Genomic DNA, 13193 nt, shown 5'->3' with positions numbered 1-13193 from the left:
CGCCATCACCACCCTGGTGATAGCGGTCGGGGGACTGATCGGCCTTGAATGGGGCGCCGACATGACCGGCCGGGGCCCGGGCGGGCAGAATGCCGTGGGTTCGATTAACGGAGAATCGGTATCCTACGAGGAAATGCGGTTTGAAGTGGAACGCCAGCAGGAAATCGACCGCCAGCAGCAGGGCGGCAGCGTGGACGAATTCCGTCGCCGCGAAATCATCAACGAAGTGTGGGACCGGCGGGTTAACCTCACGTTGCTCCAACAGCGCATCGGTCAGCAGGACATCAGCGTAACCGACGCCGAGATTCTGGAGGCGATCCGCACGAATCCGCCGGAGTACATCAGGCAGGAGGAAATGTTCCAGACGGACGGCGAATTCGACCAGACCAAGTACCTCCAGGCACTGAACGATCCGGCAGTCGAAGGCTGGACGTTTCTCGAAGACCAGTACCGCATGCTGCTGCCCAGGCAAAAGCTCGTCAGCCGCGTGGTATCTGGCGCCCGCGTAACGGATCTGGAAGTCCGGCAGGCCTTCGTGAACCAGAACGAGCGGCTTACGGCCAGATACCTCCTGTTCGATCCGGAAGACCAGGCCGTGGAACCGGAATCGATCACCGATGAAGATATCGCCGCGTACTATTCGGAGCATCCCGAAGCGTTCCTGGAGGACGACCGGGTTTCATTATCCTACGTCATGATTCCGAAGCAACCGAGCGTGGCCGATTCCCAGCGTGTCGAACGACAGATCGACGAGCTTTACGACCAGCTTGCCGACGGCGCCGATTTCGAAACCCTGGCCAGGGACTTCTCCGAGGACACCTCCAACGCTTCCGAGGGAGGAAACCTGGGCTTCTTCGGCCGAAACGACATGGTCCCGGCCTTCGAAACGGCCGCCTTTGAAACGCCGCCCGGTTCCATTTCGAATCCCGTGAAGACGGAGTACGGCTGGCACATCATCAAGGTGGAAGAGACCGCGGTCCGGGACGGCGAGGAACAGGTCCGCGCGCGCCATATACTCCTGAGGACCATGACCGGACAGCAGACCCTTAGCGCGCTGAACGACCAGGCGAGACAGCTTCAGGCCCGGGCCGTCGAAAGTGGTCTGGAGGAAGCGGTCCGTTCGGCCGGCGCCATGCCGGATTCCTTCCAGGTCGAATCCACCGGGTTTTTCGCCGACCGCCCCGACGGGTTCATCCCCGGCATCGGATACCTGGTCGGCGCGTCGTCTTTCGCCTTCGCATCCGAACCCGGTGAAATCGGAGAGGTACTGGAGAGCACCAGCGGTTTCTACGTCCTGGAAAACGCCGGTGAAAAACCGGCGGGCGTGCTGCCCCTCGAGGAAGTGGAACTGCGCATCCGATCGATCCTCGTGCGGAACGGGAAAATGGAACAGGCCAGGCTCCGCGGCGAAGAGGTCCGGGCGGGCCTCGCCGGCGTCAACCTGGACGCGTTAAGCGGTGAAATGGCGGACCGGGTCGCCACCACGGATCCCATAACGCGGCAGCAGGCCTTCATCCCTCAAATCGGGCAGGATCTGAATTTCATCAAGGGGGCCTTCCAGTTGTCGGAGACCGGCGAGCTCAGCGAAGTGGTTGAAGGGGAACGGGGTTATTACCTGATTCAACTGGTGGAAAGGGAACCGGTTGATGAAACGACCTACGAGATGGTGAAGGAGAACCTGAAACGGCAGTTGCTGATCCAGAAGCAGAATCAACTGTACCAGGAGTGGCTTACCAGGCTGCGTGAAGACGCCGTAATCGAGAACAACCTGAGGGATTTCTTCGCCATATAGCACGCTACATGATCAGGTCGCGCATCGCGTAGATGATCCTCCGGGCGCGCATCCTGGTCTCGTACTTCTGCCGCGCCAGACCGCTTCGCGACAGGTTCTCCGCTTTCAACTGGATGTGGAACCTGAAGCACTGCGACGTACCCGACGGCCGCACGGTCAGGTAGTTGAGTCTTTCCTCGTCGAAATAGAATCGAATGCCCTCGTCGGGAAATCCCGGCCACTGGTGCGCATCCGCGTACTTGCCCGCCACGAAGGTCTCCGATGACCGCACCGGGAGACCGTCCAGCGTAAGGGACTCGCCGTCCCGCACGCGTTGTCCCAGCTCCGCGCATCGTCTCAGAATGCCGATCTTCCGCGTCAGCCCTTCCAATCCTTTGAATTCTCCCCAACGCGGGACCGGAACGACGTCGGTGGCGAAATACCCGATATCGGGATCCAGGTAAATCTGTTCGTCGATCAGTTCGTATACCGTCGTCCCATGGGATGCGGCATAGGCCGCCACTTCGGCGAGCAGGATCGCGGCGAAGACACCGTCCTTGTCACGCACGTGGCCGTTGCTTCCCATGGCCGCGGCCGTGGCGGGCGGTCCTCCCAGGATACTGAACCCGTTGCTCTGCTCCAGGCAGCCCACGTTGCAGCGTCGGGGCATGCCCTCCATATCCACGGTCTGATAGACGATATCTTTGAACCGGGGATCCGATAGGTCGTCGCCCGACCACACCCGTTCCACCGCGTTGGCGATCAAGCCGAACCCGACCCAGGTCTTTACGACGCCGACGCCGTGTTTCCGTGCGAGCCGCACCAGTGCGTCAGTCGTGATGTGGGAAAGCACGATGAACGACTCCTCCGGCCGCGGGTGAAATGCCTTCGTACTCCCGGCACCCTGCGACAGGCGGTACCAGAGCAGCAGAGACCATGCGTCGTCGGCCGACAGCAGCACATGGGACCGGTTGTCGTGGTATTTCCGGCAGGCCCGGGGGACCTTGACCACGAGCCCCGCCCGGTCGGCGTCCGGGTCGGTCCCGATCATCAGTTCGAGCGCTTCCATGGCATCCGCGCCGTACTGTTCGACGAAGGCGTCGACGGCGATATCGGACGCCGTGGGATCACCCGGGTCCGGTTGTTGTTCGGGATGGTCCTGAAAGGCGGGGAAGAGCCCGTTGAGCTCGTTCAACCGGTGGCGGGTTACCGTGTCCACCCGGGTGAAACCGAAATCACTCAGCAGCCGGGGCACGGCCTTTCGTCCGGCCCCGTGAAACGCGCAGTACCCGATTCCAATGGAGGGCGCCCACGACTTCATCATCGCGACATCGGAAATGAATCCCCGGATCTGGTCCTGGTACATCCCGTGGATATCTATGAGGGGACGGCCTAGATAGTCGAATCCGGCCAACGGCGCGGCGCCGCCCAGGAACACGAGCCTGTTTCCGTCACGACGAGGGTCTTCAGGGTGCCCCGGATCGACCCCGGCGTCATCGAAGCCCAGGAGCGCGACCTGGGCCGGGGTCGTTTTCCGGATGTAGTCGTTGTAGATGACGGATCGTTCCCGGGGAGAAAACTGCGATCCCGTCCCGGCGGAGAGCTTGTAGCCGTTGTATCTACGGTCGTTATGGCTCGCCGAGATCAGGATGCCCATATCGGCACCCAGCGTAGGTATGGCGAAGGTCATTTCCGGGTACGGACAGGCTTCGTCGAAGAGGTAGACTTTCAGCCCCTCCGCGAGGAACACCCCGGATACCAGCCGGGCGAAATCCTGGCCCGCCACCCGGCTGTCATAGCCGATGACGATGGACCGGAGTCCATGGGCGGTCGCGTACTTCGCGACGCCCGCGGACTTCAGCAGGAGAACGATGTTATTGAGGGTATTCGGCCCCTTGAGGATGGGGGCGTCCGTGCCGTCCCGGGCGAGGATCAGCAGTTCTTCGTCCGACATGGCGGCTTTGCCGCGTATGCCCGCCGTGCCGAACTTGATCTCGTCCACGTAGGCTTCGACCAGTTCGTCCCATCTGGCCGCTTCGACAGCACTTCTCAGTCCTTCACCGAGCCGAGGGGACAACCGGCTGATGTGAGGGTCGGTCAACCAGCGGCGAAGATTCGGAAGTACGTTCAGACGGGCCTGTTCGTAGAGCCCTTCGTCGATCAGCCCGCGGCGGAACTGCTCTTCGAGGAAACCGGAGATCCCGGCTTTCGCCTTCCGAACGACGGCGTCGGCGTCGATCGCCATGGGATCACCCGTCGGCGATATGGACCTGCGTGCGCTTCTTCCCGTACCGGCGGAACTGGACGATGCCGTCCGTCAAGGCGAAGAGGGTGTCGTCGTTGCCGCGCCCCACGTTTTCTCCGGGCAGAATCCGCGTTCCCCGCTGCCGGACGATGATGTTGCCAGCCCGGACGCGCATGCCGTCTCCGGTCTTGACGCCGAGAAACTTGGGGTTGCTGTCTCTTCCGTTGCGAGAACTTCCTACACCTTTCTTGTGGGCCATCTGCGAAAATCCTTTCCGATCAGTTGGATGCGCTTGGGTCGTAGTTGATGCTGGTTATTTCGAGCGCGGTATACGGCTGCCTGTGCCCTCTCTTCCGGCGGTAGTTCTTACGGCGTTTCATCTTGAACACCACGATCTTGGGATGGCGGCCCTGCTCGGTAACTTTGGCCGTCACAGTGGCCCCGGCTACCGTCGGCGTGCCGACCAGCGTCTCTCCGCCGCCCAGGAGGAGCACCTGGTCGATGGTGATCTCGTCTCCCACTTCGGCGGCGATCTTCTCGACCTGGATCGTATCTCCCTCGTTGACACTGAACTGCTGATCGCCCGATCTGATCACAGCGTACATCTATTTCGCTCCTTGTCCGTTTGGTCCGCTTACTTGAACTCGTCGGTCACGTCCAGGTCCCGTTTGCCCGAAAACACGCGGAATTCCTCCACGTGCAGGAACGGGTCTTCCTCGACTTGAAGTTGCATCTTGTACTCGTCCTGCAGGTTCACCAGTTTCTCCCGTCCGTTCTCATGCAGACTCAACGCCACGGTGGGATGCACCTTGAGCTTGAGCTTTCGTTCTCTCAGGCCGGGCTTTGCCCGCTTCAGCCACCGGCCGATCTGGGTGACCATGGTGATGCGCGACATGATTCGGCCGGTCCCGTCGCACACCGGGCATGCCTCGCTGAAGGTGAACAGCAGGCTGGGGCGAATCCGCTGGCGGGTCATCTCGATCAGCCCGAATTCGCTGATCTCCTTGGACATGCGTGTCCGCGCACGGTCGTGCGACATGGCCTTCTCCATTTCCTGGTGCACCTGGCGCCGGTTCCCGCGGTCTTCCATGTCAATGAAATCGATGACGATGATACCCCCGATATCCCTGAGCCTGAGCTGCCGCGCCACCTCCGCGCAGGCTTCCAGGTTGGTCTGGAACACGGTTTCCTCGTGTCCCCTTGACCCCGCGTACCGTCCTGAATTCACGTCGATCGTCACCAGCGCTTCGGTGGGTTCGATGAGGATGTAGCCGCCGTTCTTCAGCCATACCTTCCGATGGAGCGCCTTGCCGATCTCGTTCTCGATCCCGTAGGCGTCGAACACCGGCGCCGTCCCGTCGTACATGTGGACGCGCTCGCGAAGTTGGGGGGCCACGCCCTTTAGATAGGCCAGGATCTCCTTGTATACCGCCTTCGAGTCGATGATCACGCTGTCGATGTCGGGCGTGAACAGGTCGCGTATCATCCCGGACGTCATTTCGACGTCCTTGTGGATCATGGCGGGCGCCGGCGTCTTCCCGACCTCCTTCTCGATATTCCGCCATGTCCTGGTCAGTTGCTTGAGGTCGTTCTTCAACTCGGAATCCGATTTGCCCAGTGCAGCGGTCCGCACGATGACCCCGAAGTCGTCGTCCTTGAGTTTCCTGGCCAGGTCCCTCAGCCTGCGCTTTTCGCTCCAGTCGTCGATACGCCGGGAAACGCCGACGTAATTGGCATGGGGAACCAGCACGAGGAACCTTCCCGGCAGGGATATCTGGGAAGTGACCCGCGGTCCCTTGGTGCCGATGGACTCCTTCGTGATCTGGACGACGATTTCCTGGCCTTCCTTGACCATCTCCTGGATCTGGTACTCCCGGTCCCTGCTCCTTCCGGATCCGGAATCCTGGTTCTCGTCGTCATCGAAATCAATCCAGTCGGCCCCACTGGTTACGTCCGATGCCTGCAGGAAGGCAGCCTTGTCCAGGCCGATATCCACAAAGGCCGCCTGAATGCTCGGTATGACCGCTGTCACTACGCCCTTGCAGATGTTCCCGACCACGCGCTCGTGTTCCGGGCGTTCGACCAGCAGCTCGACGAGATGGTTATCCTCGAGCATCGCGATGCGTGTTTCGTGCGTGGCCGTCTCAACTATGATGTCTTTCCGCAAATATCAACCTTCTGTATGGTCCCTTAAGCGCCGGTTAACGTAAATGTTCCAAAGTAGTTAAATATAACATTCGGGTGGCGTGGTGTCAAGTTCCGACTATTCCGACCGGAATATACGCGCGTATCTTCTCCAGCAGCTCCCCGGGTTCCAGCGTCGTCATGCATATATTGCCAATCGGACACTTGATCCGGTTGCAGCCGAGACAGTCGACGCTTTCCTTCCGCACCACGCCGTGACCGTCGCCCCAGGGCCCCTGCGCGCGGGGGTCGGTGGGACCGAAGATACCGACGGTGGGAACGTTCAGCGCCGCGGCCATGTGCATCGGCGCGCTGTCGTTGCTGACCAGCAGGCCGCAGCGCTTAAGGAATGCGCCGAGTTCGGCGAGCGTCGTCTCCGGAAGCACGAGGGGGCGGTTGCGCATGGCGCCGGTTACCCGCGCGACGAGCCCTGCCTCGCCCGGCCCCCACAGGATCAGCACGTCCACGCCGTATTCATCGATCAGCGCGTCGGCCAGGCGGCCGAAAAACTCCGGCGGCCAGCGCTTGATGGCCCAACCTCCGCCCGGATTCAGTCCGATCAACACACGCCCGCCCGGGACGTGCTCCCGCAGCCAGCCGTCTGCTTTCTCGCCGGCCGTCCCGGGTATGGTGACACGCGGCCGGTCGGCGGCCACCGGGATGTCCAGCGCCTCCAGAGCTTCCAGGTGGAACAGGACCTCGTGCCCTGGCCGGCCTGAGGGCGTGACTACGGTGGTGTAGGCGTGGCGGCGACCCCGGAAAGCGTAACCGACCCGGTCCGGCGCCCCGGTCAGCCAGGTCAGCAAGGCGCTGCGGGGATTGCCGAAGAGGTCGAATACGAGATCGAAGCGTCTCTGGCGCAGGTTACGATAGAACCGTACCTGCTCGCGCCAGGAACCACGGACGCCCAGGCTTCCCCACCGGCGCAGGGGCAGCACGATGAGCTCGTCCAGCAAGGAATTCCACCGCAGGACGTCGGCGGAAGCCTCCTCCGTCAGGAAGGAGAGGCGGGCCCGTGGGAAGCGCCGCTTCAGGTTCTCGATGACGGGCGTCGCCAGGACGACGTCCCCGGTGGCCCGCAGTTTGATGACCAGTATGCGCCTGGGATCTTCGGGCATAGGCCTACTCCGCCGAACGGTTGGAAGTCCCGCGCAGGACGGACTCCGCGGCCTCCAGCACCTGGCACGGTGATATCGATTCGATGCATGCGACAGGCCGGACGCAGAAATCGCGGCCGCAACAGTCGTCCACACCGGCTTCCAGGGCGACGTGCCCTTCGGCCTGTGAATAGGGAAACCAGATCCGCGGGTTGCTCGGACCGAAAAGGCCGATCGTGGGCGTTCCCACGGCCACGGCGATATGCATCGGCCCGCAGTCATTGGAAACGAACAGGTCGCACCTCCGGATCAACGCGGCCAGCCGGGTGAGCGAACCGGTTTCCACGACGGGACAGGCGTCGCCCGCCATGCCGGCCAACCTGGCCATGGCCTCCCGCTGCCCCGGTCCCGCGACCACCAGTACACGGAGGTCCAGCGCTTCGATCATCCGGCGGGCCAGTTCGGCGAATCGGCCCGCGTTCCACGTTTTGGCCGGCCAGCTTGCGCCGGGATTCAGCGCGGCGATCGGGCGGTCGCCGTCCACGCCCCGCTCAGCGAGCCAGGAATCGGCCCACGCCGCGTCTTCGGAGGAGAAGTGGACCTCGGTGCGGTCGTCATCCGCGGGAACGCCGATCGTGCGGACCGCATCCAGGTAGGCATCCACTACCCGGAGAGAATCTGACCGCCTGATCTTGACATTGTACGCCGCGCCCCTTCCCCGTACGTCATAACCGACCCGCATCCGGGCGCCCGTGGCCAGGGTCAGCAGCGCGCTGCGCGGATTGCCGAAGAGATCGATCACCAGGTCGAAACGGCGCTTTCGCAGGGCACGGAGGAAGCGCAACTGTTCCCCGCAGCGGGTCAGCACGGACCGGCCAGGCAGGAGTTCGTCCGGCAGCGCGATCACCTCTTCCAGGTAAGGGTTCCGGGCGAGGACCGCCGCGGGTCCCGCCTCCGCGAGGTAGTAGAGTTCGGCTTCCCCGTAATGCCGCTTCAACGCCCTGATCACCGGCGTGGTCAGCACCACGTCGCCGATGAAGCGCAAACGGGAAATGAGGATTCGTCTTGCCTTCGGGGCGTCCATAGGACCTCTAGGGTTTTTCGCGGCCCGCCCACCCGGACGTCGACCCCAGGATCTCGCGGTCGGTTGCTACTGGAGCCGGGTCGGACCGCCGCCGCTTCATTACCGCATCCCTTAGACGCGCCGCGTCCATCAGCGCACGCGGGAAGGTCAGGTCGCCCTTCAGCACCGCGCCGAGGAAACGAGCCATCATCCAGAAGACATGCGACACCAGGCACCTGAGGTCCCGCATGTTGCGCCACACGAAGAGGATTCGGTTTCTCGCGCTGACGCGGTCGATGAAGGCCCGGTCGTGCCGCGCGCCGATCGTCGCGCCGTGTTCGTGGGTGAGCCGGCTTTCCGGTTCGTAAAGCACCGTCCAACCCCGCTGATACGCGCGGTAGGACAGGTCCAGGTCTTCCGAGTAGAACGGGGCATACAACGTATCGAATCCGCCCAGTGCCAGGTACTTCGACCGGGATACCGCCATGGCGGCCCCGTTGGCGTAGAGGGTGAGTGCACGGCCTTCTCGCAGGGACTCGCGTTCCGCCCACCTCAGCCGCAGCAGGCCGCAGTGCATGGCGCCTCGCACGAGACCGCCGCCGGGACGCCCGTCCCCGACCTGGTAGACCCGGGGATTGACGGCGAACACCTGATCGTCACGGAAATGGGAAAGGAGGGGATCCAGGAAGGGGCCGGTGGCGACGACGTCGTTGTTGAGCAGGACCACGACCTCGTGCGAAGCCCGCGACACCCCTGTGTTGCAGGCTGCGGCGAACCCCCTGTTCCCGTCGTGCCTGACCAGGACCGCGTCCGGACAGGTCGCCCACGTCCTTACGGCCGTGTCGGCCGTACTGCCGTCGTCCACCACCACGATCTCCGCCCGGTCCGCTGCCCCGTGGTCTTTCAATGAACGGAGGCACCGTTCGACCAGATAGCCCGCATTCCACGTCGGGATCACGATACTGCATCGTTCGCGCTGTGCCATGACTCAATCCGAATCGGCCGTCACGCGGAGGGCTTTGCCGGACCGTCCGTGCGCTCCTCCGCCCCGGTTTCGCCCTGCCAGACCTTTACCAGCCTCAGGAACGAATAGATCCCCATGCACAGGCTGAAGAGGAGACCGGGAAAACCGTCCCTGAATCCCTTTTTGACGAAGTAGCATTTCCAGGCCATGCCGAGGGGAGAAAACACCAGTCGCAGCCGTCCCACGCGCTGTCCCGCCTTGATCCGCTCCTCCGCGTCCACGGAGGTGTACTGGTCGATCCGGGCGATGAAATCGGAGAGCGTGTTGTGCGAATCGTGGTAGAGATCTTCGTGGATCAGCCCCAGTTCGCCGTGGCCGTTTACCTCGATATGGGCGTGGGCGCCTCCCGTCCAGTATCCCTTTCCGTTTTTGAGGAGTCGGGGCTGGTAGCTCGGGTTGAGCGTTCCGTGCCGGATGGGAAACCGGAGAAAGTGTTCCTGGCGGTGGATCTTGTACGCGTCGAAATCCCCGCCGGACCGCAGCAGGTCTCGGACCCGCGCATCGAGCCCTTCCGTGACGTATTCATCCGCGTCGAGAAAGAGGATCCAGTCGCCGCGGGCCTGCGCCATGCCGAAGTTCCGCTGGCCGGCAAAACCAGGCCACGGCCGCTGAAACACGCGTCCTCCGCAGGATTCCGCGATTTCCACCGTGCCGTCGGTGCTGCCGCTGTCCACCACGATGATCTCATCGGCCCAGGAGACCGGGTCCAGGCAGCGCCGGAGCTTGCGCTCCTCATTGTACGTGATCACGACGACGGACAGCGATTGCATGAGAAACGCCGGTGAATGCGCGGTTTCAGGAGGATCGGCCCCCCGCGCCCGATTCGGCGTCGGCGGAGCCCCGGAGGTGAAGGTGCCAGAGCTTGGCGTACTTGGTGAAAACGTAACAGGCGGAAAGGCCGCACAGGATGAGGCCCGGCAGGCCGTCCAGAAAACCTCTACGCAACACGTACATTTTGAACAGGGTAAAAATCGGACGGAAAACCAGATCTGTCAAACGGAAACGCCTGCCCGACCGGTAGAGCTGGCGGGCGCCGAGACTGGTGAAGCTGTTGAACTTGTCCAGGTAGTGGTGGAGGGTGGGATCGGTATCGTGGATCATGGGGTGCTTCAGATCGCCGACCGGTCCCCGGATGCGCAGCGCCTCGTGCACCTCGTCGTCGGTGAACCGGGGATCGGCCCCGCGCCGGAAAAGGCGCAGCACGTAATCGGGGTACCATCCGCAATGCCGGATCCAGTGTCCCAGGAAAAGCGTCTTCCTCGCGATCCGGTAACCGGCGCGGTCCTCCTTTGCCGCGACGGCGAGGATTTCATCCCGCAGTTCCGGCGGAACGCGCTCGTCGGCATCCAGCCAGAGCACCCAGTCGCCCGTGGCGTGCTCCAGGGCCAGTTGCTTGGTCGGTCCGTAGCCCAGCCACTCCGATTCGACGACACGGTCGGCGTACTCCCGCGCGATGGCGACGGTATCATCGTCGCTCCCCGAATCCACGAGCACGATCTCGTCGGCGAACCGCGCGCTCCGCAGGCAGGCTTCGATCCGCGGAGCTTCGTTCCGGGCGATGATAATGACGGAGAGGGACATGGCGCCGGCTCCCGCGGATCAATGTTCCGGGGCCGATTCGATCATCACCGCAGGTCCCGCGTCTTCCGGCTCCCTGACAGAGTCGACCATGGCCTCGATTTCCTTGCCGGGCCTGGGGAATAGCGGCGTGAGCCCCAGGGTCACGGCGAAGTTGATCAGCATGCCGATCGTCCCGATCCCCTGGGGGCTGATGCCGTTGGCGAACAGCCCGAAGGTCCAGGTTTCCATGCCGAAGAACACGCACGCGATGATGTAGAAAGCCGTAAAGCCGATACCGGCCAGGATACCGCACACGGCGGGTATCGTACCCACGCGCTTGCTGAAAATGCCCAGTACGATGGCGGGGAAGAAGCTCGCGGCGGCGAGGCCGAAGGCGAAGGCTACCACCTGGCTGACGAAACCCGGCGGGTAGATACCGAATACACCGGCCACGATCACGGCTACGCCGATCACGCTACGGCCCACGGAAAGGCGCTGGCTCTCGCTCGCGTTCGGGCGCAGTACGCGGTAGTACAGGTCGTGGGAAACACTGGACGAAATAACGAGCAGCAGCCCGCTGGCCGTGGACAGGGCTGCCGCCAGGCCGCCGGCCGCGACGAGCGCGATGATCCAGCTGGCCAGTTCGGCCATTTCCGGCGTCGCCAACACGATAATGTCGCGGTCCGGACCGGAAAGCCCCCGGGCCCTGAGGGCCGTGCGCCCATCCGCCCCCGCGGCGCCGTCCGAATCGAGCCAGGACTGGTGGTCGACCTGGATGGAGGACAGTTCCGTGTGCGACAGGGACCCGCCGCGGAAAATCTCGTTGTCGTCTCCGGCCGAATACCGCATGACGCCGTCTCCGTCGTCCATCCACAGGATCAGGCCGGTCTTCTCCCAGTTCTCGAACCAGGACGGAAGTTCCTGAGCGGTCTTCCCGTTCAGGCTGTCGATCATGTAGTACCGCGCGAAGGCCGCGGTCGCGGGCGCGGTAAGGTAAAGCAGGGAGATGAAGAGCAGCGCCCAGAAGGCGCTCCACCGGGCCGCCTTGACCGATTTGACGGTATAGAACCGGACGAGCACGTGGGGCAGGCCCGCCGTGCCCACCATGAGCGCGAGGGCCACGCAGAATACGTTGACCTTGTCCCACCCTCCCACGAAGGTGGCCGTGTAGCTGCTGAACCCCAGGTCAGCCTGTATCTGGTTGAGCTTCTCCAGCAGGTATACGCCCGTCTCGCCCGCGATCGAAGGCTCCAGCGTGCTGCCGAGCCCCGCCTGCGGCAGGGGGCTTCCCGTGAGCTTTATGCTGATGGCGATGGCGGGGATCAGAAAGGCGGTGATGAGCACCCAGTACTGGGCGACCTGGGTCCACGTGATGCCCTTCATTCCCCCGAGCGTAGCGTAGATGAAGACAATGGCCATCCCGATGATGACGCCGATATGGATGTCCACCTCGAGGAACCGGCTGAAGACGACGCCCACGCCGCGCATCTGCCCCGCCACGTAGGTAAAGCTGATGAAAATGGCGCACGAGACGGCCACCACGCGCGCGAGGTCCGACGCGAAGCGGTCTCCCACGAAGTCCGGTACGGTATAGTGGCCGAATTTGCGAAGGTACGGTGCGAGAAGCAGCGCCAGCAGCACGTAGCCGCCCGTCCAGCCCATGAGATAGACGCCGCCGGCGTATCCCATAGTGGAAATCAGCCCGGCCATGGAAATGAAGGACGCCGCGCTCATCCAGTCGGCGGCCGTGGCCATGCCGTTGGCCGCCGCGGGCACGCCCCGACCGGCGACGTAGAAGCCCCGGGTGTCCCGGACCCGGGTACGCCACGCGATAAAGAGATAGAGGCCGAAAGAGAGGGCTACGAAGAAATAGGTCCAAGCCTGTACCGACATCGCCCGCGCCTACCCTTCCTGCCTGGTGGTTTCGAGTTCCCGGCGGTGCCGGTTGTCCAGGCGGTTCATGTACAGGCAGTAGGCCAGTATGAGCAGCACGAAGACGATGATGCTGCCCTGGTGAGCGAACCAGAACCCCAGGGGAAAGCCGGTGCCGGAAATGCGGTACGCGTTGAGCGCGTCCGCGAACAGGATGCCGGCCCCCAGTCCGGCCAGGGCCCACAGCCCGAGCAGCACGGCCATGATCCGTATGTTCGCCCGCCAGTAGCGGCGCAGCGCCGCGGCGGCCTTCCTGCCGGCTGAATCCGTCGAGGCGGCCCTGCTGCCGGCTGAATCCGTCGAATCAGACATGTCGG

12 protein-coding genes are annotated in these 13193 nt (G+C 63.4%); 1 reads left to right on the top strand and 11 read right to left on the bottom strand.

Annotated elements, in window-relative coordinates:
• Window positions 1-1792 (top strand): hypothetical protein (locus F4Z81_03820; protein ID MXW04180.1); only part of this gene is annotated, 1792 nt, incomplete at its 5' end.
• A 4-nt stretch (window positions 1793-1796) separates the two neighbouring features.
• Here the strand turns inward: F4Z81_03820 and F4Z81_03815 are convergent.
• The 11 genes from F4Z81_03815 to F4Z81_03765 all read right to left on the bottom strand — a co-directional run bounded on the left by F4Z81_03815 (window position 1797) and on the right by F4Z81_03765 (window position 13188).
• The gene (locus tag F4Z81_03815) at window positions 1797-4016 is read right to left on the bottom strand and encodes a hypothetical protein (GenBank protein ID MXW04179.1); all 2220 of its coding nucleotides are present in this window, start codon (window positions 4014-4016) and stop codon (window positions 1797-1799) included.
• 4 nt (window positions 4017-4020) lie between these two features.
• Entirely contained in the window at window positions 4021-4275 is a 255-nt protein-coding gene (locus tag F4Z81_03810) for a 50S ribosomal protein L27 (protein MXW04178.1), read from the bottom strand.
• 19 nt (window positions 4276-4294) lie between these two features.
• A complete protein-coding gene (gene rplU, locus F4Z81_03805) occupies window positions 4295-4621 on the bottom strand; it encodes a 50S ribosomal protein L21 (protein MXW04177.1) in 327 nt (108 codons plus the stop codon).
• A gap of 29 nt (window positions 4622-4650) precedes the next feature.
• Entirely contained in the window at window positions 4651-6183 is a 1533-nt protein-coding gene (locus F4Z81_03800; GenBank protein ID MXW04176.1) for an Rne/Rng family ribonuclease, read from the bottom strand.
• Window positions 6184-6268: 85 nt separating this feature from the next.
• Window positions 6269-7318 carry a glycosyltransferase family 9 protein gene (locus F4Z81_03795; protein ID MXW04175.1) on the bottom strand — a complete coding sequence of 350 codons (1050 nt, stop codon included), beginning with the start codon at window positions 7316-7318 and terminating at the stop codon, window positions 6269-6271.
• A 4-nt stretch (window positions 7319-7322) separates the two neighbouring features.
• Window positions 7323-8381, bottom strand: coding sequence for a glycosyltransferase family 9 protein (locus F4Z81_03790; protein ID MXW04174.1), 1059 nt, complete (start codon window positions 8379-8381; stop codon window positions 7323-7325).
• A gap of 7 nt (window positions 8382-8388) precedes the next feature.
• On the bottom strand, window positions 8389-9345 hold the full coding sequence (locus tag F4Z81_03785; protein MXW04173.1) for a glycosyltransferase: 957 nt from the start codon (window positions 9343-9345) through the stop codon (window positions 8389-8391).
• A gap of 20 nt (window positions 9346-9365) precedes the next feature.
• Complete coding sequence (locus F4Z81_03780) at window positions 9366-10154, bottom strand: glycosyltransferase family 2 protein (protein ID MXW04172.1); 789 nt, start codon at window positions 10152-10154, stop codon at window positions 9366-9368.
• 25 nt (window positions 10155-10179) lie between these two features.
• Window positions 10180-10965, bottom strand: coding sequence for a glycosyltransferase family 2 protein (locus F4Z81_03775; protein MXW04171.1), 786 nt, complete (start codon window positions 10963-10965; stop codon window positions 10180-10182).
• Between the two features lie 18 nt (window positions 10966-10983).
• The gene (locus F4Z81_03770; protein MXW04170.1) at window positions 10984-12837 is read right to left on the bottom strand and encodes a cation acetate symporter; all 1854 of its coding nucleotides are present in this window, start codon (window positions 12835-12837) and stop codon (window positions 10984-10986) included.
• Window positions 12838-12846: 9 nt separating this feature from the next.
• A complete protein-coding gene (locus F4Z81_03765; GenBank protein MXW04169.1) occupies window positions 12847-13188 on the bottom strand; it encodes a DUF4212 domain-containing protein in 342 nt (113 codons plus the stop codon).
• Window positions 13189-13193: the final 5 nt, after the last annotated feature.

The sequence above is a fragment of the Gemmatimonadota bacterium genome (assembly GCA_009835325.1).
In the GTDB taxonomy this organism is placed as follows: domain Bacteria; phylum JAAXHH01; class JAAXHH01; order JAAXHH01; family JAAXHH01; genus JAAXHH01.
Note: the sequence above shows the minus strand (reverse complement) of the source record. Positions and strands in the feature narration are given on the sequence as shown.